Source organism: Petrotoga halophila DSM 16923, from assembly GCF_002924615.1.
Map to the genome: position 1 here is coordinate 1 of NZ_JALY01000131.1, position 20,390 is coordinate 20,390.

At 34.9% G+C, this 20,390-nt stretch carries 21 protein-coding genes; 7 read left to right on the forward strand and 14 right to left on the reverse strand.

The features are described 5' to 3' along the window. Positions 1–152: 152 nt before the first annotated feature. From AA81_RS06080 to yqeK, 6 genes are all read left to right on the forward strand, one after another. On the forward strand, positions 153–1,478 hold the full coding sequence (locus tag AA81_RS06080; protein WP_103079398.1) for a thymidine phosphorylase: 1,326 nt from the start codon (positions 153–155) through the stop codon (positions 1,476–1,478). 212 nt (positions 1,479–1,690) lie between these two features. Beyond that, positions 1,691–3,382, forward strand: a complete 1,692-nt coding sequence (locus AA81_RS06085; RefSeq protein ID WP_103898543.1) for a phosphodiester glycosidase family protein — start codon at positions 1,691–1,693, stop codon at positions 3,380–3,382. A 32-nt stretch (positions 3,383–3,414) separates the two neighbouring features. After that, positions 3,415–5,487, forward strand: a complete 2,073-nt coding sequence (fusA, locus tag AA81_RS06090) for an elongation factor G (RefSeq protein ID WP_103079400.1) — start codon at positions 3,415–3,417, stop codon at positions 5,485–5,487. Positions 5,488–5,816: 329 nt separating this feature from the next. Then, a complete protein-coding gene (locus AA81_RS06095; protein ID WP_245863495.1) occupies positions 5,817–6,386 on the forward strand; it encodes a cob(I)yrinic acid a,c-diamide adenosyltransferase in 570 nt (189 codons plus the stop codon). 10 nt (positions 6,387–6,396) lie between these two features. Then, on the forward strand, positions 6,397–6,678 hold the full coding sequence (locus AA81_RS06100) for a DUF503 domain-containing protein (protein WP_103079444.1): 282 nt from the start codon (positions 6,397–6,399) through the stop codon (positions 6,676–6,678). Between the two features lie 213 nt (positions 6,679–6,891). Continuing rightward, positions 6,892–7,464 carry a bis(5'-nucleosyl)-tetraphosphatase (symmetrical) YqeK gene (yqeK, locus tag AA81_RS06110; RefSeq protein WP_103079402.1) on the forward strand — a complete coding sequence of 191 codons (573 nt, stop codon included), beginning with the start codon at positions 6,892–6,894 and terminating at the stop codon, positions 7,462–7,464. Between the two features lie 10 nt (positions 7,465–7,474). Here the strand turns inward: yqeK and AA81_RS06115 are convergent, their stop codons facing one another. Beyond that, positions 7,475–8,311 (reverse strand): M23 family metallopeptidase, encoded by an 837-nt coding sequence (locus AA81_RS06115; RefSeq protein WP_103079403.1) that lies wholly within the window; start codon positions 8,309–8,311, stop codon positions 7,475–7,477. A 264-nt stretch (positions 8,312–8,575) separates the two neighbouring features. On the opposite strand from AA81_RS06115, the gene AA81_RS06120 reads away from it, so the two are divergent. Further along, positions 8,576–9,508 carry an inorganic phosphate transporter gene (locus AA81_RS06120; RefSeq protein ID WP_103079404.1) on the forward strand — a complete coding sequence of 311 codons (933 nt, stop codon included), beginning with the start codon at positions 8,576–8,578 and terminating at the stop codon, positions 9,506–9,508. A gap of 34 nt (positions 9,509–9,542) precedes the next feature. On the opposite strand, the gene AA81_RS06125 is transcribed toward AA81_RS06120, so the two are convergent. The 13 genes from AA81_RS06125 to AA81_RS06185 are packed head-to-tail and all read right to left on the reverse strand — an operon-like array spanning position 9,543 to position 20,142. Then, the gene (locus AA81_RS06125) at positions 9,543–11,381 is read right to left on the reverse strand and encodes an FAD-dependent oxidoreductase (RefSeq protein WP_103079405.1); all 1,839 of its coding nucleotides are present in this window, start codon (positions 11,379–11,381) and stop codon (positions 9,543–9,545) included. 24 nt (positions 11,382–11,405) lie between these two features. Beyond that, positions 11,406–12,515 carry an NADH-quinone oxidoreductase subunit D gene (locus AA81_RS06130; protein WP_103079406.1) on the reverse strand — a complete coding sequence of 370 codons (1,110 nt, stop codon included), beginning with the start codon at positions 12,513–12,515 and terminating at the stop codon, positions 11,406–11,408. Further along, positions 12,502–13,056, reverse strand: coding sequence for an NADH-quinone oxidoreductase subunit C (locus AA81_RS06135; protein ID WP_103898544.1), 555 nt, complete (start codon positions 13,054–13,056; stop codon positions 12,502–12,504). The genes AA81_RS06130 and AA81_RS06135 overlap by 14 nt, the downstream gene beginning before the upstream one ends. Continuing rightward, positions 13,040–13,600, reverse strand: a complete 561-nt coding sequence (locus AA81_RS06140) for an NADH-quinone oxidoreductase subunit NuoB (protein ID WP_103079445.1) — start codon at positions 13,598–13,600, stop codon at positions 13,040–13,042. The genes AA81_RS06135 and AA81_RS06140 overlap by 17 nt, the downstream gene beginning before the upstream one ends. Positions 13,601–13,623: 23 nt before the next feature. Beyond that, positions 13,624–14,526 carry a respiratory chain complex I subunit 1 family protein gene (locus tag AA81_RS06145; protein WP_103079408.1) on the reverse strand — a complete coding sequence of 301 codons (903 nt, stop codon included), beginning with the start codon at positions 14,524–14,526 and terminating at the stop codon, positions 13,624–13,626. Next, positions 14,523–16,364, reverse strand: a complete 1,842-nt coding sequence (locus tag AA81_RS06150; protein ID WP_103079409.1) for a proton-conducting transporter transmembrane domain-containing protein — start codon at positions 16,362–16,364, stop codon at positions 14,523–14,525. The genes AA81_RS06145 and AA81_RS06150 overlap by 4 nt, the downstream gene beginning before the upstream one ends. Beyond that, positions 16,365–17,786, reverse strand: coding sequence for a complex I subunit 5 family protein (locus AA81_RS06155; protein WP_103898545.1), 1,422 nt, complete (start codon positions 17,784–17,786; stop codon positions 16,365–16,367). Continuing rightward, positions 17,779–18,114, reverse strand: coding sequence for a sodium:proton antiporter (locus AA81_RS06160; RefSeq protein ID WP_103898546.1), 336 nt, complete (start codon positions 18,112–18,114; stop codon positions 17,779–17,781). Before AA81_RS06160 ends, AA81_RS06155 begins: the two co-directional genes overlap by 8 nt. Next, a complete protein-coding gene (locus AA81_RS06165; protein WP_103898547.1) occupies positions 18,111–18,836 on the reverse strand; it encodes a Na(+)/H(+) antiporter subunit B in 726 nt (241 codons plus the stop codon). Before AA81_RS06165 ends, AA81_RS06160 begins: the two co-directional genes overlap by 4 nt. Then, on the reverse strand, positions 18,836–19,081 hold the full coding sequence (locus AA81_RS06170; RefSeq protein ID WP_012208720.1) for a Na(+)/H(+) antiporter subunit B: 246 nt from the start codon (positions 19,079–19,081) through the stop codon (positions 18,836–18,838). Before AA81_RS06170 ends, AA81_RS06165 begins: the two co-directional genes overlap by 1 nt. After that, entirely contained in the window at positions 19,074–19,412 is a 339-nt protein-coding gene (mnhG, locus tag AA81_RS06175; RefSeq protein ID WP_012208721.1) for a monovalent cation/H(+) antiporter subunit G, read from the reverse strand. The genes AA81_RS06170 and mnhG overlap by 8 nt, the downstream gene beginning before the upstream one ends. After that, entirely contained in the window at positions 19,409–19,660 is a 252-nt protein-coding gene (locus AA81_RS06180) for a monovalent cation/H+ antiporter complex subunit F (protein WP_041534061.1), read from the reverse strand. The genes mnhG and AA81_RS06180 overlap by 4 nt, the downstream gene beginning before the upstream one ends. Beyond that, complete coding sequence (locus AA81_RS06185) at positions 19,657–20,142, reverse strand: Na+/H+ antiporter subunit E (protein WP_103898548.1); 486 nt, start codon at positions 20,140–20,142, stop codon at positions 19,657–19,659. Before AA81_RS06185 ends, AA81_RS06180 begins: the two co-directional genes overlap by 4 nt. Between the last annotated feature and the right edge of the window lie 248 nt (positions 20,143–20,390).

Below are 20,390 nucleotides of genomic sequence, written 5' to 3' on the forward strand. Positions count from 1 at the left end.
AGCGGGGCGAAGGGGCGCTGAAACAGGTTTTAGAGTCTCTAAAAACAATAATTTTAAATAGACACTTTAGAAATAAAGTAATTTTTAAAAATTAGATTTAGATTTTCAAAGGGTTACAGGGCGCTGACACAATTTCCTTAGGAGGCTTAAAATTGAGAGCATATGATATAATTAAAAACAAAAGAGATGCTAAAGAAAATACAAGAGAAGAAATAGAATTTATGATCAAAGGTTATTTAGAAAACCTTATTCCAGATTATCAAGTTTCTTCCTGGTTAATGGCGATATTCTTCCATCATTTATCAGAGGAAGAAAGTTATAATCTTACGGATGTAATGCTTAAAAGCGGAGATATTATAGACTTATCAAAGATTACAGGTAAAAAAATTGACAAGCACTCTACGGGAGGCGTTGGAGACAAAACAACAATAGCAATAGCGCCTATGGTTGCCTCGCTAGGTGTTAAAATAGCCAAATTATCAGGCAGATCCTTAGGGCACACCGGAGGGACCATAGACAAACTTGAATCTATTCCTGGTTTTAAAACCTCTCTAACTACTCAAGAATTCTTTGAAATAGCGAACAATGTAGGGATTGTTGTCTCCGGACAGACTGGAAATATAGCCCCTGCAGATAAAAAGTTGTATTCTTTAAGAGATTCTACCGCAACTGTTGAAGAACTATCCTTAATAGCTTCCAGTATAATGAGTAAAAAGCTCGCCATAACTAGTGACGGAATTCTATTGGATATCAAAGTGGGTTCAGGGGCGTTCATGAAAAATATAGAAGATGCCAAAGAGTTGGGTAGAATCATGCTAAAGATTGCAGAAAGATACAATAAAAATACTATAGCCTTAATTACCAATATGGATCAACCTTTAGGAGAAAACGTTGGTAATGCATTGGAAGTAATGGAGGCAATAGATACGATAAAAGGAAAAGGGCCTAAAGATTTTTCTGAGTTATGTTTAGAGATCTCTTCTCATATGGCTTCTTTATCTGGTATAATAACCTATGAAGAAGCGAAGAAAAAATTAATAGAAAACATAGAAAATGGCATAGTAAAAGAAAAAATGAAAGAATGGATAAAAGCGCAGGGCGGAAAAGAAGAAGTAGTTGATGATCCTAGTAAATATCTTAATATAGCACCAAAAACTTTAGAGTTCAAGGCAAAGGAGCAAGGTTACATAACCGTTATTGACACTGAAAAAATAGGTTTAGCTTCTATGGTATTAGGTGCGGGTAGGCAAAAAAAAGAAGATACTATCGATAAAAGTGTTGGATTAACAATTAATAAAAAGCTTGGAGATAAAGTTGAAGTAGGAGAGACAATAGCCAAGTTGTTTATCAGCGAAAAGAGTGACGTTGATGCCTCTCTAAAACTTTTAAATGAGGCTTACAACATTAGCAAAGAAAGACCTAAAAATATAAATAAAAATGTAATTTTTGATGTTTTGTTTTCTGATGAAAAAAGTTAATATGGATGCGGATCCGAGTAAATGGACAAACCCCTCTTCCTTATGGGTGGGCAGTGTTTGATGCAGTATGCAAACTATGTTTTTTTGCAGCATTGTGCAAAAAACTTTTTTATAATAAACTTTGATTTTGATTGTGGGGTTTTTAAGGGGCTTGCCCCTTAACGCTCGGGTGAAGGGGCGCTAAATAAAGTCAAACAACCGGAGGATCATTGATGAAAAAGCTTATCTTTCTCTTCTTTCTAATAATTATAGCAATAAATTTATTTTCTGAAGAAGCTATTTTTATATCTCAAAAAAACTCTCCTCTCAGTATGGAAGCTATCAAAAATCAAGATTATTTTTATATTAATGTTGAGCATCTTTCCAAATATGATAATATGGTAATGAATCGCACTTCCAGAATAATGTATATAATATACAATAAAAATGTTTTAGAAATTAGTTTGAACGATTATTACTCCAAAATAAATTTTATAGACAAATACAATAATTCCGTACTTATTATTGATGAAAATGTATACATAAGGGAAGATGTCTTATCTATATTCTTACAGTTGAACAGTTTTAAAGATATTGACACTATTTTCTTCTATTCAGAAATTCCTAAAATAACCACCTGTAATGCGAGTACAAGTGAAATCGAAATTGGATTTAATTCATATCTTTCAGACAATTCGATCACTTTAACGAAAATAACAAAAGATGGAGATTACCTATTAAGCATAAAGCCTGTTGCCCCGATGGAAAGTATTCCAAATAACCTCGACTATTCATACTCAAACAATACTGCTTATTTAAAGTTCAAGAGTGATTTCAACTATGAAGTTAATTTAAATGGAAAAAATTTATCTATTATTATCGATGAAAAAGCTATTTCGACGAACCATGATACGGATATGGATAAAACCATATCTGAAAATACAGGCCTTCAGTACATTGAAAGAACCGAGGAATTAAACGGACAAAGGTTAAAAATTTACCAATTAATCGTTGATCCAAAAAGATATCAAATAAAAGTTGATCTGAATAATTTAGGAACACGCTCCGATGTGTATTCATTTTTAAAAGATAAAAATCCTATCTTTTCCGTTAACGCTTCTTTTTTTGACCCTCAAACCTTAGAACCAGTGGGGAATATAATATCCGATAGCACCCTATTACATTTGAGCTCTTATTCACGGCCTGCATTAATTATAGGAACAAATTTTCTAGACATCGACTATATTAAACTAGAATACCAAATAAATATTGATAACCTACTTTTTTGGATAAAATCCATTAATTCTACGTGGAAAGGAGACGTTAAATTATATACTCATCATTATAAAGGAACCATAACTGAAACAGAAGAGGATTATGTTTTTTTCTTAATCGATGAAAATAATCGAATTATATCAAAAAGCAAAACAGCTCCTTCTGAAGGGGAAAAATTAATACTTGTAGATAAAAAATACGAAAAATACCTGGAAGATATATCTTTGGGAACAAAAGTTGATTTTACGCTTAATAAAAGCGAAAATTTATCAATCGATCCTGTTTTACTTTTAGAGGGAGGGCCCATATTAATACATTCCAAATATACTCAAGAACAATTAGATGCCGAGAAAAAAAGTTACTCCAATGGAATAATTTATGGTAAAGCTCCCAGAACCGTGGTAGCGATAGATAAAGATCAGAATATCAATTTAATGGTCATTGAAGGCCTCAATAATTCAGAAACCGGTCTTACATACGATGAAACAAGAAACCTGCTCTTTAAAATTGGTGAGTTTGAAGTCACAATGATGCTAGATGGTGGTAGTTCTTCGATAGTTTATTACGAGGGAAAGATACAAAATTTCAAAAACGAAAAAACACGTAATTATATTCCGGTACTTTTAAGTGTTTATGAAAAAATCCCGTAGTTAAGAAATAGATTAAGAATGGAGGGGTAACATTGAGTGAATACAACGCTGAAAAAAAGAGGATCGTAGGATTCTTTGGACATCATGGATGCGGTAAAACTACCCTTATGGACGATGTCCTCGTAAATCTTGGTTTAACTGATAGAATAGGTCAAAGACATTTAGACAAGGATCCAGTTGAAAAAGAAAAGGGAGCAACCTTTTCCAACCACATTTTCTCGTTCGATTTAGATGATTCAAGGATCTACTTTTTTGATACACCGGGATCTTTAGACTTTATAGGAGATATACAAATAGCTTTAAACGCTGTGGACAACGTAGTTATTGTAATAAACGCTTCTGCTGGTGTGGAAGTCACAACAGAAAGAATTTGGAATATGGCAAGAGAATTAAATAAACCTATCGTATTTTATGTAAACCAAATGGATAAAGAAGGGGTTAACTTTGAAAACTTAATTCAAGAACTCAAAGAAAGTTTTGAAGACGAAATAAGAATCGTTCCTTTCCAGGTTCCCATAGGGGAAGGCCCAGATTTTAAAGGTGTTATAAATCTTTTATCAAATGACGTATTTACATATGAAGGAGGAACAGGCAAATCTTCTAAACAAAGCGAAATTCCAGATAACGCTAAAGATTATTTAGAAAGATTCCATTCTGAAATAATAGAAGATATTGTTGAAACTAACGAAGAACTAATGGAAAAATATTTTGAATCAGGCGAAGAAGGATTAAGCCAAGAGGAATTGATTTCCTCACTTCATAAAGCCTACGATGAAGATAAAATAATTCCTGTATTCATTGGATCAGCCTTAAAAAATATTGGTTTTGATCAATTGATAAAAGCTTTAATAAGTTTCGGAATGACACCGCTTGAAAGAAAATTTTACAATGAAGAAGGGAATGAGATTTCTTCTCAAGAAAACGATCAATTTGTAGGTATCATCGTTAAAAATGAAGTAGATCCATTCGTTGGAAAACTCACCTATCTGAGAGTCATTAGCGGTTCTTTAAAACCAGGTTCCAGTATCTATATTGTTGAAGAATCCACAAGAGAAAAAATCTCCCATATAAATATACCTAGATTTGATAAGAATGAAGAAGTAGAAAGGGCTGGCGTTGGGGATATCTTGGTTATACCTAAACTGAAATCAAGCAAGATAAACCAAACCGCATCCAGTGAAGAAACTTCAAATAGGTTAAAATTACCAGAATTTCCGGAACCAATGATATCTAAGTCCATCGCCCCTAATTCTAAAAATGAAATAGACAAAATTACTGAATCGTTAGCAAAAATTGCAGAATCAGACCCAACATTTAAATGGGAATTCGATTCTGAAACCGCAGAAACGGTCATAAGTGGAATGGGAACCATTCACTTAGAAATCATGATAGAAAAATTGAAAAAGAATTTCGGTATTGATTTTGAGGTAGGAAAACCAAAAATTGCCTACAAGGAAACCATAAGAAGTAAAACACAGGCCGAATACAAACACAAAAAACAAACCGGAGGGCATGGCCAATACGGTCACGTTAAAATAGAAATTGAACCGCTAGAAAGAGGAAAAGGTTATGAATTTGTTGATAAAATCGTTGGAGGTGTTATCCCAAAAAATTTCATACCATCTGTAGACAAAGGTATTAGAGAAGCCATCAAAAAAGGTGTTTTAGCTGGTTTTCCAGTTGTTGATATTAGAGTTACACTTTTTGATGGTTCTTACCATGAAGTTGACTCTTCAGACATTTCATTTCAAATAGCTGCAAGGCACGCATTTAAAATAGCCATGGAAAGTGACAACCCAGTTATTTTAGAACCAATTATGCATGTTGAAATATTCTTACCCAGTGAAAACACTGGAGACGTTATCGGTGAAGTTACAGCAAAAAGGGGAAGACCCCTAGGAATGGAATCAGCTGGAAAAGGATACGATAAGATAGTGGCTGAAATCCCATTGGCTGAAATGTTGGATTTTTCACCTCGTCTCAGTTCTATATCCTCAGGAAAGGGTTATTTTACTATGAAATTTTCCCATTATGCCGAAGTAAGCCCTGATATACAAAACAAAATAATAGAAGAAAGAAAAAGGGAAGAAGAATTACAGAAATAAAATGGGGCTATGCCCCATTTTTAAATAGCTTTTGCTGATTTGTGCAAAATGGTTTTTTAAGTTTGCCGCATTGTGTAAACGATGTTTTTTTGCAGCTTTGTGCAAAATGATTCTTTATAATGCCTTAGAAACAATTTCCATATTCTCATTTGTGAAACAAATGATGTGTTGCTTTAGAAATGTTTTCCAAAATCTCGTTTGCTACGCAAACGATGTTATGCGAACTTGGGGTTCTTAAAGGGCGAAGCCCCGTTTGCCGCAGTGTGCAAACAATGTTTTTAAATGATTTTGACCTTGAACTTGGGGTTCTTAAGGGGCGAAGCCCCTTAATGTTAGACAATATATTAACTAATAAAAAGGAGAGATATATCGTGTCCATTTCAACAAAAACAGGTGATAAGGGCGAAACTTCTCTTTGGAGTGGAGAAAGAGTATCAAAAGATGACATAAGGGTTGAAGCTTACGGTACCATAGATGAATTAAACTCATTCCTTTCAGAAGCAAATTATTATTTAAAATCTCATGAGGTGAAAAAAATAATAAACGAAGTACAAAATAATTTATTCAAAGTAGCCGGAGAGTTAGCTTCCAAAAGCAAAACATATAAATATCCTATTCAAGAAGAAGATGTCCTTAAAATTACCAACTATGTTCATGTATTTGAAAACAGGTTGAATTTAAATAGTTTCGTTATACCTGGAAGAACAGTGCAATCTGCTAAATTAGACATTTGTAGAACTATAGCTCGAAGAGCAGAAAGACGAATAATCTCTTTAGATAAAAAAGAACAGTTATCGGAACCCTTAAAAAAATATGTAAATCGATTATCTGATTTGTTATTCGTATTAGCTCGTTTTGAAGAGTACATAGAAGATAAAATTGAATTCAAAAAATGGTGAGGGAATTAAAATGTTCTGCATCAAATTAGAATTGAAAATTAGGTTGTTTGGGATCAGTTCTTTGAAAGACAAAAGATCGGTAGTGAAAACACTGATAAACTCATTAAGAAAAAAGTACAATGTATCTGCTCTAGAAGGAAATTATAACGACTCGAAAAATTACATGGGAATATTCGTATCGTCGTTAAGTCAAAGTAGAGATTACTTATTAAATCTTATTGAACAAATTGAGGATGACATCGAACTTAATAATGGTTTAGAGATTGAAAAGGAAGACTACTCAATTTTTTAATGGTTAAATTACCGCAATATATACTTTTAAAATATTTTTTTAAAATCAGATTTTTAAAGGGTTACAGGGCGAAGCCTCCCCTAGTGTGGACCCCTGCGGGGCAAAGGAGGAGAAACCGCTTTATTCTTATGGGGGGGAGCGAGGCCAAGGGCCGCCAACACAAAGTTTTAGAGTTCTAAAGAATGTATTACCTCAAAGTTAGGAGGACATAATTTGGATTTAACCAGCATTATAGAAGAATTAAAGATGTATTTAAAAATAACTATAAAGTCTAAAAAAAGATTAGAACATATCTACAACGTTGTTAATTTCTCAAAAAAATTAGCTCAACTCCACAAACTTCCAGAAGAAAAAGTTGAAGTCGCCGCGTTAGGACACGATTTATTTCGAGATGTAGATCCAACCAGGTTAATCAAATTGGCCCAGTTTTATAAAATTCAACTCGATAAATTCGATAAAAATCGCCCGATTCTCCTGCACGGAAAGGTAAGCGCAGAATTTTTGGCAAATAAATTCCATATTGACGAAGATATATACCAAGCGATATATTATCACACGAGCGGTTATGAAAAAATGAGAGATATAGGAAAAGCGCTTGTTATTTCCGATTCAGCCGGAGATGACAGGGATTTTGAAGGCATTGAAGAACTAAGAAAGGTATCGTTCATATCTTTGAATGAAGGTTACAAATTGGTGATAAAAAACAAAATAAGCTATGCATTAGCTAAAGAGAGATACATATTAGAAGATACATATAAAACATGGAACACCCTGTGTCAAATTTGATGAATTAGAATTAATTTCCACCTAAGCCATATTCGTTTTCTATGTTATCCAATACATAAATTCTATTGCTAGAAGGTAGAAATACCAAGGGGTCGTAACTTGTATCGGCTTTTTTAACTTCGAAATGAAGATGAGGTCCGGTACTTAGACCCGTATTCCCCACTCTTGCGATCATTTCGCCTTTTTCGACATATTGGTTTTCATACACATTTATTTGAGAGAGATGACCGTAAACATAAGAATCCTTGGAAGATTCTATTTCAACCATCAAACCATATCCGCCGTTTACACCAACGAATTTTACTTTCCCCGCTTCAACGCAAAAAACGGGTGTGCCAGTAGGTGCTGCAAGATCGATCCCTTTATGAAAAGAATACTCTTTAGTTATAGGATGAACCCTCCATCCATAAAGGGAAGAAATAGTACCATAAACCGGCCAGATTATGTTCCTTTCATTATTAAAACCTTTTCCTACAACACTTTTAGGAATAAAAAGCTTTTGATTAACAAAAATAGTTGTTGAATCGAGGTTGTTCGCTTCAACTATATCAGAAACGCTTGTGAAAAACAATTTAGCAATATAAGTTAGATTATCTCCCTTTTTAACTTCATAGAGATACCCTTCTGGTTGAGGGATTAATATTACTTGTCCAATTTTTAAATTGTTGGGAGATAAATTAGGATTCCAATCCAAAATAGTTGAAATTGATACGTTGTATTTAACTGAAATACTATACAATGTTTCATTGCTTTGAACTTGATGTTCAACGATAGAATAAGACGAAAAGGCTACTACAGCCAAAATTGAGATAATAAAAAATACAGCTGTTCTTTTAAGACTGTCCAAAAGTTGTCCTCCCCCTTAATGATTCAACGATTGAATATCCAATACAATGTTATTATATCATACGATAATCTTTCCCCTGTAAAATATAAATTAATAATTTTTAAATTAACTTCCTCGTGTTTTTTGATTTTCTAATAATTGACATTCGTTAAAATAGGTGCTAAAATAGAAAAATCTCTTCTGAGAAAAGCCTATGATTGCCAATATGGTGAAAATGGGCTTTAATTTTTTAAAATCTTCCTAAAATGGGGGAATATTTTTAATATGATTTTATTTTACTTGATCCCGGCTATTTTGTTAGGATGGTCCTTAGGCTCCAACAATTCTTCCAATGTATTTGGACCAGCTGTGGCTTCTGGATTGGTTCCATACAAAAAAGCTATTACAATATCTGCAATTCTTGTTTTTGTTGGTTCTGTTGTTGGAGGTAGAAATGGATTAAATACCTTGGGGACTTTGACAAATTTAAATATTGAACTACTGTCATTAGCTTTATTTTGTGCTTTTTTAACCATGATGTTCATGAGTTTGATTGGGCTTCCCGCATCTGCTACTCAAGCTGTTGTAGGAGCTCTGATTGGTGTAAGTATTCTAAAAGGAGATTTCAACTCATCCATTTTAACAAGAATTTTCGTTTCGTGGATATTTACTCCTATTGGTGCCTTGCTCTTTGCTTTTATATTATATAGACTTTTGGCCCTAATATTTAGAAAATTTTTAGGGGTTACAGCCCAAGATAGGTTTTTAAAAATACTAACATGGATCGCCATTTGTTATAGTGCCTATTCATTAGGAGCTAACAACGTTGCAAACGTTACTGGAGTATTTGCAAACGTTTTATTTACTCCTAGCCTTTTACTCATTATAGGTGGTTCATCAATAGCCGTTGGAATTTTATCTACCAACAAGAAGGTTTTGTATACAGTAGGAAAAGGGATTGTCGAATTGGATCATTTTTCTTCATCCGTATCGATTTTAGGGGCAGGGGTTACCCTGTGGATCTACTCTTTAATTGGTGTCCCCGTCAGTGCGGCACAGGCTACAATAGGAGCTATTGTAGGCGTTGGAATAGCAACAGGTACTAGAACTTTTGATACGAGCACAATAATGAAAGTAATTTTTGGTTGGATAGGAACCCCTATGATTTCTGGGCTTATTTCACTTGCAGTATTATTTCTAATTCAATTATTATCTTAAAAAGAGGGGAGGTACCAAACTCCCCTCTATTTTTTTATTTTGAAAGCTGTTTGTCCATTATATATTGGTCTATTCCTTGAGCCGCTTTGTGCCCATCTGCAACTCCATGAATTATATCTGGACCATGCACTATATCCCCACCTGCAAATAACCACGGTACTCCTTCCACTTGACCGTACTCGTTTGTTTTTATCCTTCCTCTTTCTATCTTCATGTTTTTTTGGATTTCTTCCGGCAGATAGCTGTAATCTGGAGCCTGCCCAACAGTCATTACAACCATATCCGCATTCACCGTAATAGTGTTACTTTCATCGTATTTTGGATTGAATCTTCCATTTTCGTCGAATACTTCTAAACATTTCCTAAACAACACACCTTTCAATTCTCCATTTTCAACTATTACCTTCACAGGACCCCATCCTGGATGGAAAATTACCCCCTCTTCTTTACCTTCAACAATTTCATCTTCATCAGCAGGCATCTCATCAAAGTTTCTCTCCAAACTAAGGACATGTACTTCGGATTTTTTATATTCTAGGTTTTGGAGTCTGAGCATGGACCTTGCAACGTCCATGGCAACATTTCCTCCTCCTATTACCACAAGGGATTTAGGTATATATGGCTTGGGGCCTTCTCCTCTGACATAATTTTTCATTTCTTCTAAAATTGTTAAAGAGTCAAAGACTTTTTCATGGTCAGATCCTTCTATGGGAAGCTTTCTACCCTTGTTGAATCCAGTTGAAACAAATATTACATCGTTTTTTGCTTTTAATTCTTCTAAAGTGATATCCTTTCCAACTTTTGTATTCGTTATTATCTTCACTCCCAGTGACTTTATATAATTTACATCCTGCTCAAAAGCGGTGTCTGGAAGCCTATAGGAAGGTCCTCCGTAATTAAGAACACCTCCTGGCCTGTTCTTTTCCTCATAAACAGTGATTTCATATCCCATTAAAGATAAGAAATAAGCTGCAGAAAGTCCGGCAGGTCCGGCTCCAACGATGGCAACCTTAGCGTTAGCCTTTTTTATAACTTCCTGATCTAAAATTTCTGGATATTTATCCTGTGGAACGTTATCCACTATATATCTTTTCAACCATCTGATGGCTATTGGTTCTCCCCTGTGACCTATGGTACAAACTGTCTCACATTTGTGAGTACACATTCTTCCACATACAGCAGGCAAAGGATTCGTTTTATAAAGATCTTTCAACCCGGTTTGAAGATCGTCATCATATATATCTTTTATATAATCTGCTATGTTCATATGGGCTGGACATGTCTTTTCACAAATACTACATCCCACACATCTTGAAGCTTCTCTAACAGCTTGTTCTTTTGAAAATCCTTTAACCATCTCTATGAATGAGGTTTTTCTGATTTCTGGTGGATCAATTTCCATTTCTTCTCTTTCTAAGTCAAGTAAGTCTGAATCTTCATCTCTAACATAACCTAAAGGTTTTTTAATTCCATGGATTCCTTCCTCTGTGGGGATAAAAAAGAAGGTGTTTGGATCTTTAGATATATGTAAATATTCTTTGGTCATCTGTAATGAACCAGTGGTACATATATCCACACACAAACCACAAAAGCTGCATCTTCCATAATCTATCGAGGGTCTTTCTGGTTTAGAACCTTCTACATCTGGGAGTTCTTCGAACTCTATCATAGTTATAGCATCCGTTGGACATATTTTTGAACAAGTACCGCAACCGATACATTTTTCCCAATCGTTTATATGAAAACCTCTATATCTATCCGAAGCCTCTCGAGGTGTTATTAAAATATCCTCCATAGGAACGGTAACAGGCTTTTTAGTAAGGTATTTCCAGGCCCTTGCTGGAGCAAAAAAACTTTTTTCAGGTGTATTCATCATATTCACCTCTTCCTTTATTTTTTATCTATCTATTTCTGGGGGACATACCCCCATTGTTTCCATCCAAAGCGCTGCATCCTCTATTCTCGTACCGGGCAAATATTTTTCTACCCCCAATAAACCTTGTGGATAGGATGCTCCTCTAACAGCAACTCTATAAGGCTTATCTTCTCCTTCTGAAACCATATAATACCCATACTCTCCTCTTGTACATTCGATATGAGTGTAAACTTGACCTTTTGGAACACGCCATCTTAAGGCACTTCCACTAGATATTTTGTTCCATACTTTACCTTTTTTGGGCATTTTTTCAAGTACCTGTCTTATTATTTTTATGCTCTGAAAGGTTTCGAGGTATTTGAAATAGACCCTTGTATATCCATCTGAGTAGTTTGCGGTTGGGACATAAAATTCTACTTGGTCATACCTTGCATACGGGTCTACTTTTCTAATATCGTATGCTTCTCCCACAGCCGATCTCATACCGATTCCCGTAACACCCAACTCCCAAACAACCTCGGCAGGTAACAACAACTTATCTTTGGTTCTTCTTTGAAAGAGGGAGTTCTTGAGAATCAAATCTTCGTATTCTGGAAGTCGATTTTCTAAATAATCGAGAAAACTCTTTATTTTCTCAATAGTTTCTTCACTCAAATCCTTTCTTACACCACCTGGCACTATATACATATGATAGATTCTTGCCCCAGTTATCTCTTGAAAGATATCCAATATAAGATCTCTATCTGCGAGTCCCCAATTGGGCCCAGTGTAAAGTCCAACAGGTCCTCCTATTCCTCCTAGGGACATTAGATGGTTTGCAATTCTTGCTAGCTCTAAGATTATCATCCTTATCCAATGGGCTTTTTCAGGGACTTCAATTCCTGTTAACTCCTCTATCGCCATGGCGTAAACCATCTCATTAATGTCAGGTTCTGGTACGCAAATCCTTGGTATGAGAGCCAGGTTATTCATCCAAAGTCTTCTTTCCATAAGTTTTTCAAATCCTCTATGCAACATACCAGGCATAGGCCTCGCCCTGACGATAGTATCTCCATCAACATACATATGTACGCTGAAATTCCCATGCATTCCCGGATGATTTGGCCCCAAGTATAATTTAAGTTCTTTCATTTATTTCACCTTCTTTTATAACTTCTTTCACAGCATTTTTAGAAAGTTCCACATCATACTTCCTATCAGGAAATTTACGCTTAGAGTACTCTAAAGGATCAAAATCTTTTCTCATAGGTGGTTTATCATCCCATAATTCTAAGAACAACGGTTTTTCAAAATCTGAATTACCTTCAAACTTCACACCAAAAAATTCGTGGATATCCCTTTCATAGTATCTGGCTCCAGGAAAAATATCAATGATGCTTATATACTCTGGATTTTTTCTATCTATCTTCGTTTTTACTAAAAAAGTAATTCCATTTGTCCAATTGAACAAAACATAAGCTAATTCAAATTTGTTTTCTTCAATCCAATCAATGCAGGTTACCAAGCTTAACTGTTTCCAACCTTTGTCCTTTAAATAAGTTAATATTGTCGGTACATTATTTTGATCAACAACTATACTTATTTCATTTTTCTTTGGTGTAGTGAAATCTTTTATATCGAAACTTTGTTCAAGAATGCTTATCATCTCTTTGGCATCATTCGTGGAATTCATCCTTTACATACACCTCCCCTAAGGAACGGATTTGGTTATTTCGATACCAATCGTAATTCTCAACATATTTTTTCCATCCATTGGCTTCTCCTTTTGTTATCATGTTTTCAAGTGTTTTAAAAGTATTCATTATAGCCTCAGGTCTTGGCATACATCCGGCAAGGTACAGATCAACTGGAATATAATAATCCAACCTGTTGATCACCGCATAGGAATCATAGTATATTCCTCCGTTTAAAGTACAAGACCCAAATCCTACTACATATTTTGGAGTCATCATTTGTTCATAAGTGTATATAACTCTTCTTAAAGTTTTAACGCTTAGATAACCTGTTATCAGCAAAACATCTGCTTGCCGTGGTGTCGCCATTGGTCCCATACCCAACCTTTCCATGTCGTATCTGGCCGTCATGGTTGGAGGAAGTTCTACAGCACCACAACCTGTGCAATAATGAAGCATCCATAAAGATTTACCTCTGAAGATATTCTTTATCTTTTCCCAAAAAGTTATAGTATCGTTTAGATCCTCTTCAAAGATGTTCATCTGTTCTATTTTCTCTTCATTTGTCATACGTTCACCCCCAGTCCTGTAAAAATTACTATCGCAGCTTGAACAAGTGACAGTACTATCGGAACTCCATAGAAGAATGTTACAACATTCTCTATTCTAAAACGAGCCGAAACAGCATATATCAGTGTAACTAAGGTATAAACAAAAAAGTATTTTATTAAGTATTCAATTAAATTTCCTCCTCCTAAAAATAGGTTCACGAACAATCCAACTTCAACTAACGTTGCGAACTCGTGTTGTAACATCAACATCCCAAAATGTTTTCCTCCATATTCAACCATAGGCCCAGAGGCTATTTCTGTCGGCGCTATGGGGGTATCAAATGGAACTTTGTTAAGCATACCAAGTAAGGATATGAAAGCTACTATAGCTCCTAGGGGCATGGTAAAAATATGCCATCCAAGAATCCCATTCATTTGTTGTACATGTGCCAATTCACTGAGTGAAGAAGTACCATAAACGTGTATCATTCCGAATACAACTATCATAAATGGGACTTCATAAGCAACCATCTGAGTCAACGCCCTCATAATACCTATTCCTGCCCAGGCGTTTCCAGAACCAGACGCACTCATGGCCATCCCAAGAGAACCTATTGCTAATAAATAGACAACTACAAAGAAATTATCAAGACCATTAAAAGCCACGATATTGCCAAAAGGTAAAAACATAAAAGTGGCTATCGTTCCTCCCAAAGCCATCATCACACCAAAATCATAAATAAAACCATGTGTTATAGATGATTTTGATAGAGCTTTGAAAATATCCATAAAAGTTTGATACCATGGTGGCCCCACTCTTCTATGAACTTTAGCCGTAACTTTTCTTTGAATACCATCAATAGATACTTGCCATAAAAATCCGATGAAAACTATCATCAAGGCTATCAAATAACTCATATTTTATCACCCCAGAAAAAGGCTATTGTTATTATCACAGAGATCCAAAATACACCTACAGAAGCGTTTGAAGAAAAGAACCAACTTCTGACAAGACGGCCAAACTCGTTTACTCTTAAAGCTATGGCATCATAAAATTTTTCCACTGATGGATGATTTTTATACAATCTTTCAAAAGGGGCGTAATAGTTTTTGGCGTAATGATAAGATTCAGGATCGTATATAAATTCGCCAGCAGTGTAAGTGTTCATCTGATCAACGGGCTGAGCCTTTTTATGTGTGTAAAAAATTAATGCGGCTATAATGAAACCTATTACGAAGACGGCTGTAATCACTAAAGAATCCCACATGCCACTGAAGGAATATATCTTTGAGCCTTCTACACTTATTGGAACAATATTCAAAGAAGCCTGGATTTTCGAAATAAATCCTAACATTTGAGAAGGAAACACACCAAAATATATTGTCAGTAAAGACATCACAAGCATCGGAATCTGCATCATAAAGGGGACTTCTTTCACATCGTTGTGCTTAGGTGACAATTGACCTAAAAATACAGTAGCAAGAGGTCTAAAAACGTACATGAAAGACCCTATACTTCCAAAAAAGGTGGCAAAAGCTATAAACATAAGCCCTTCGCTCGCTAAACCTTGGAAGATCAACCACTTTGATGCGAATCCACTGGTGGGTGGTATCCCGGCAATGGAAATTATGGCAATTAAGTAAGCGGCAAAGGTTACAGGCATCTTTTTAATCATCCCACCCAGTTCACTCATATTTGTGGTACCAGTTCTATAAGCTACCGCTCCAATAGTTAAAAACATAGCAGCTGATGCCATTGCATGATTGAAAATATGCATCATTCCACCCGCGAATCCTACTTGATCTAAAAGCGAGATACCGATCAATATGTATCCTCCATTTGCAACGGTGGAATAAGCTATCAGTCTTTTAGCATCTTCTTGTTTTATTGCCATAAGGGTTCCAACTATAATGCTTATTGCACCTAAAACCATAATTATATAATTTTCATAAGGGACCCCGATTATATGAATATGGTTAGAAAAGATCTGTGAAGTAGGAATAATTGCGCTAACCAACAACGCTATAAATGCTCCCATTTTAACTAATCCTCCCGAAAGAACCGGGGAAAAGGTATGAGGAGCGTTCCCATGAGCAATGGGGAGCCACGTGTGAAATGGGAAAATTCCTAGTTTTGCAAGTCCCGCGATAATAATTACAAAATAAGCCATTACAGCCGTATTGGGACTGCTAATTAAATTCTGTGAAATACTTTTTATATCAAAGGTTTGAAACAGTGAATATAAATACATTATTGCAAAAAACATTGAGAAAGAACCAATCGTACTGATTGCATAATAAACTACAGAGGCCTTCCTTGATTTACCAAGGGGGATTATAAACAAAGAAGACCAAACTACCATCTCCCAAAATATGAATAACGTAAGGAAATCCTTGGCAAAGAACACCCCCAACGTAGAAACTACAGAAAACACGTAGAGCATATTGTATGAAGCGGGATTAACCATTTTTTCTACCCAATAGGGATTAAAAAAAGACACAAGAAAATAAGTTAAGACCATTATTATGGAAAAGAACCAACCATAATTAGAACTCACCAATTGCAATGAAAATCCTCCAAAAGACCAAAGGTTAAATACTGTTCCAACATCGTTCATATATCCAAACAAAAAAACTAAAACAAACAATGTTGAAAAAATGGTAAAGTAACTACCCAACTTTTTGTTTATCTTTGTCAAGAAAAAAGTCAAAACCGACAACAACAAACCTGTAATTAACAGAGAGTTTAACGCCATCTACATCACTCCCACTGACAAATAAGATAAGGATTCCTTCAAAGGTGCGGATACATTCTGTACAAAATCTCCGAATAGTTCTGGGTAAATTCCTCCCATGATGAATAAGAACCCAACAACTACCGATACTACACTTATAACAAATAGCTTGTTCATAGAAAATCTAGTTGTCAACTTTTCAGTTGCCTCCTCGTGTTCTTCACCTGGTACCCATAGTTTAACCAGCATCCTTATATAATAAACACCTTCCAACAAACTTCCCAACAATATTACTAATGGAATAATCCAGTTGATATTGAAAGCAGTGTTTATAATATTGAATTTTGCATAAAAACCGAAGAACAAAGGAAGACCAATCAAAGACAAAGCAGAAACAGTAAATCCAAAACCTACTAGAGGATACTTTCTAAATATCCCAGCGGCCTGATCGATAGAATCACTTGAATTATTCTCATAAACGTTCGCAGCGGTAGAAAACATAACTATCTTAGCAAAGGCATTGTTTATAATTTGTAAAATTGCTGCGTACCCCCCACCTATTAAAAATAGTCCAGTAATTAATCCTGCCTGTCCAATACTTGAGAAAGTAAGTATCTCTCTCATATTCTTTGTTGCTGTAGCAGAAGCTTCGGCAAATATAAAAGTGATGAAAGTAATTGCGATAAAAATATTAAACAAAGGTCCACTAACGGTAATTAAATTGGAAAAGAACCTTCCAAATACCAAAAAAACCGTTGACGCATAAACAGCAGAAAATAATGGGGCAGTCAAAGTGTTCACATTAGAATAAATACCTCTAACCCAACTATTAAAAGGTATAAGTTTTGCCTCAACCGCTAAACCTGAAAAAATCAAAATAGAAACTATCAGTTGAATATTTTGTGAAAGTTCTGAAAAGTGTATGGACAAATCAGACATGTTAAGACTTCCAACAACGGCGTATACTATAATTATTCCAAGTAAATACAAACTAGATCCCACAGAACCTAAAACCAAATAATTAAAAGTATGATGGTACTTTCCATGCAAAGTAGAGATTATATAAGCTGAAATAGTGGCTATTTCAAAGAACACGTAGAAGTTGAATAAATCGTTAGTTAAAACCATTCCATTGAGTCCAGCTAAAGCTATCAATAAAGGCAATGAATATTTTTCAATTTTCTTTATTCCAATCAGGAAGGAAACGAGAAACAAAACATTAATTAATACTATGCCGAATAAAGAATAATTATCTACCAACAAGTTGATACCAAATGGTGGCTGCCAACCTCCAAGCTCGTAGCTTCCTTTTTGTACAAAAAAAGCAAAGATGGTGTTTAAAACCAACCCAAAAAACAAAAGTGATTTTGAAAAGTTTTTAAACATTACCCCAACGAACGCCAGAAGTAGAGGGATAACTATTAAAAGTACAGGATTAATCATCTGAACCACCTCTAATTTCATCTATTTCGATAGACCCTTTTTCAAAGTATACTTTTCTAATAAAAGCCAAGCCTAAAGCGGTAGTTCCAAAACCGATAACGATAGCAGTTAGCACTAACGCTTGAGGGAGTGGATCAACATAATTTGAAACAGATTCAAGCGTTATAATTGGTGCGTTACCACCTTTAACGTATCCAATAGATATAATGAATAAATTCAAACCTAATTCTAAAAGGTTCAGTGAAATAAGCATCTTAATCAAATTCTTCGATGAGAGTAAGCCGTAGATTCCAACAAAAAACAGAGCTAAAAATAAATACTGAATCATTCTTCTCCCCCCTGTGTTAAAAAGTTGCCTATAATATTTGACAATTCAGAACCAACCTTTAAACCTATCAAAACGTAGAGTATAGGTGTCAATCCTGCGCTGAAAAGTTGACCAATCTCGCCCGAAGGCAAAAAGTTGTATAAAAATGAATTAAAAGCAAAAAGCCCAATTAACCCTAAGACTATAACCAAAACTCCCGAGGTACCTTCAAGTACATTGAAGGCGTTCATCTTCTCTTTGAATTTATCATCGCTAATGTACATCAATAAAACCGATGAGGCTATCATAGCACCACCAGGGAATCCTCCACCCGGAGTTAAATGACCATGAATGAATATATATATTCCAACGATCAATATAATGCCTGTTATAATTCGAACACCAGCTTTGAGAATGAAATTTGGTTTTACTCGAAAGATAATCCTTTCTTTCCCTACATTTAAAAGCAAGGCTACCCCCATTGCTGAAATAAAAAGGACTGTTAATTCTCCTAAGGTATCAAATCCTCTGTAATTAACAACTACAGAGGTAACAATATTAGCCGATCCTGTTTCCGGATAAGGTCTGGTTTCATCGACGTTTTTCTCTATGTATCCTTGTGAAACGGTGTTATTTAAATCTCTTTCACCGTACTTTGGAAAGAAACTTTCTGAATCGTACAATAATGAAAAAATAAAAAAAGCAAGGGCAAGCGTCATTAAAGCTGAGATAAACTTCTTCATTATTTTTCACCACTCTTTTTCATAGTCATCAGAGTAAATACGAAGAGCGAGGTCATCAAACCCGAACCTATAACAGCTTGAGTTATAGCAACATCTGGAGCTTTCATGATTATGAACTCCACTACTGAGAGCAAAGATGTTATAGATAAAAAAACGATGGAATTCAACAATTTTTTCGATTCAATTGCCATCAAAGCGAAGAGAATCATAGTAAAACCAATGATTACAGCAATTATTTCAATCATCTTGGCTCATCTCCTCTTTCTCATACAAACTTTTTAAATCATCTTTTTGTAATTTTGCTATTTTTGCACCATGTAAGTAGGAGGCGCGAGCTAAAACGGAACTTCCAACCGGATTGGTGATGGTCATAAAAACGACTAAGATTAGTGACTTCAAAAACCACGTAGGGTTTAAAAATCCAACTCCTAAAATTAAAGAAAACGCACCTAAAGTAGTGGCTTTCGTACCTGCCTGTATTCTATTGAAAACATCCGGCATTCTGAATATCCCTAAACCTCCCAACAGATAGAAAATTCCTCCAATTATTATTAAAACGTCTCCGATCACCTTCATTTTTTCGCCTCCAAATATCTGGAAAGAACAACCGTTTCCAAAAAGGACAGAACTCCGTAAACTATTGCAATATCCAAATAAATTTCATTTTTAAAAATATGCGACAGCAAAACAATAATTCCTGTGATCATGACGTTCATAGTGTCCAAAGAGACGATTCTATCTGTTACTTCAGGACCAATTATCATTCTCAAGATCGAAAAAAACACACCTATTCCAATGAGGCTAAATACGACAATCTCTATCATTTGTATATCCTCCCCAAAATTTTTTCGAAAGTCCCTGTAACATGCTTTTTGTAATCTTTTTCGTTTTTGCCTTTTATATCTATCCAATGGATGTATAGGTTTTCATCATCAGAATCAATCGCTAGTGTCCCAGGGGTTAAAGTAACGGAATTGGCTAAAGTTAACTTACCAACATCTCCCTTCAAATCAATAGGAATTTTCACAAAACCTGGGTTTAAAGGTATTTTTGGTGTTAAAACCCTCCTTGCAACGTCGATATTTGATAAAAACATTTTGTAGACGAAAACAGGTACGTAAACAACCACAAATAAAGGTAGTTTGTAAACAATGGAAAGATCAAACTCATAATCCACAAGACCTGCAATGACTCCTGCTAAAACAATTGAAACTAAGAACCCTACGATCAATTCAGAAAGGTTAAAAGAAGTCAAAAACAGCCAAATTACTAGAAGAACAACAAAAGTTGAAACAAACTTCTTCACAACAATCCCTCCACTTTATATAGTTTGTGAAAAAAAACTCATACTTGACACAATGTGAATAATATACCCATACATTATACCAGTAATTGGTATAATTTCAAAATCAAAAAACAACTTTCTAATCGCTTTTAATCGTCCTTAATTACCTCTAATTATTCCTAATCGCTAATTTTCTATAGTATTTATTTTTTATGGTATAATTGAATATGCAATTTTTCATAGCTTCTTTTAAGTATTGATCTCCTTCC

What these genes read in the sequence shown, in the direction of transcription:
- AA81_RS06085 (WP_103898543.1), top strand. Translation starts at nt 1,691, where the DNA reads ATGAAAAAGCTTATCTTTCTCTTCTTTCTAATAATTATAGCAATAAAT.
- AA81_RS06095 (WP_245863495.1), top strand. Translation starts at nt 5,817, where the DNA reads ATGTTAGACAATATATTAACTAATAAAAAGGAGAGATATATCGTGTCC.
- AA81_RS06100 (WP_103079444.1), top strand. Translation starts at nt 6,397, where the DNA reads ATGTTCTGCATCAAATTAGAATTGAAAATTAGGTTGTTTGGGATCAGT.
- AA81_RS06120 (WP_103079404.1), top strand. Translation starts at nt 8,576, where the DNA reads ATGATTTTATTTTACTTGATCCCGGCTATTTTGTTAGGATGGTCCTTA.
- AA81_RS06125 (WP_103079405.1), bottom strand. Translation starts at nt 11,381, where the DNA reads ATGAATACACCTGAAAAAAGTTTTTTTGCTCCAGCAAGGGCCTGGAAA.
- AA81_RS06130 (WP_103079406.1), bottom strand. Translation starts at nt 12,515, where the DNA reads ATGAAAGAACTTAAATTATACTTGGGGCCAAATCATCCGGGAATGCAT.
- AA81_RS06135 (WP_103898544.1), bottom strand. Translation starts at nt 13,056, where the DNA reads ATGAATTCCACGAATGATGCCAAAGAGATGATAAGCATTCTTGAACAA.
- AA81_RS06140 (WP_103079445.1), bottom strand. Translation starts at nt 13,600, where the DNA reads ATGAACATCTTTGAAGAGGATCTAAACGATACTATAACTTTTTGGGAA.
- AA81_RS06145 (WP_103079408.1), bottom strand. Translation starts at nt 14,526, where the DNA reads ATGAGTTATTTGATAGCCTTGATGATAGTTTTCATCGGATTTTTATGG.
- AA81_RS06150 (WP_103079409.1), bottom strand. Translation starts at nt 16,364, where the DNA reads ATGGCGTTAAACTCTCTGTTAATTACAGGTTTGTTGTTGTCGGTTTTG.
- AA81_RS06155 (WP_103898545.1), bottom strand. Translation starts at nt 17,786, where the DNA reads ATGATTAATCCTGTACTTTTAATAGTTATCCCTCTACTTCTGGCGTTC.
- AA81_RS06160 (WP_103898546.1), bottom strand. Translation starts at nt 18,114, where the DNA reads ATGATTCAGTATTTATTTTTAGCTCTGTTTTTTGTTGGAATCTACGGC.
- AA81_RS06165 (WP_103898547.1), bottom strand. Translation starts at nt 18,836, where the DNA reads ATGAAGAAGTTTATCTCAGCTTTAATGACGCTTGCCCTTGCTTTTTTT.
- AA81_RS06170 (WP_012208720.1), bottom strand. Translation starts at nt 19,081, where the DNA reads ATGATTGAAATAATTGCTGTAATCATTGGTTTTACTATGATTCTCTTC.
- mnhG (WP_012208721.1), bottom strand. Translation starts at nt 19,412, where the DNA reads ATGAAGGTGATCGGAGACGTTTTAATAATAATTGGAGGAATTTTCTAT.
- AA81_RS06180 (WP_041534061.1), bottom strand. Translation starts at nt 19,660, where the DNA reads ATGATAGAGATTGTCGTATTTAGCCTCATTGGAATAGGTGTGTTTTTT.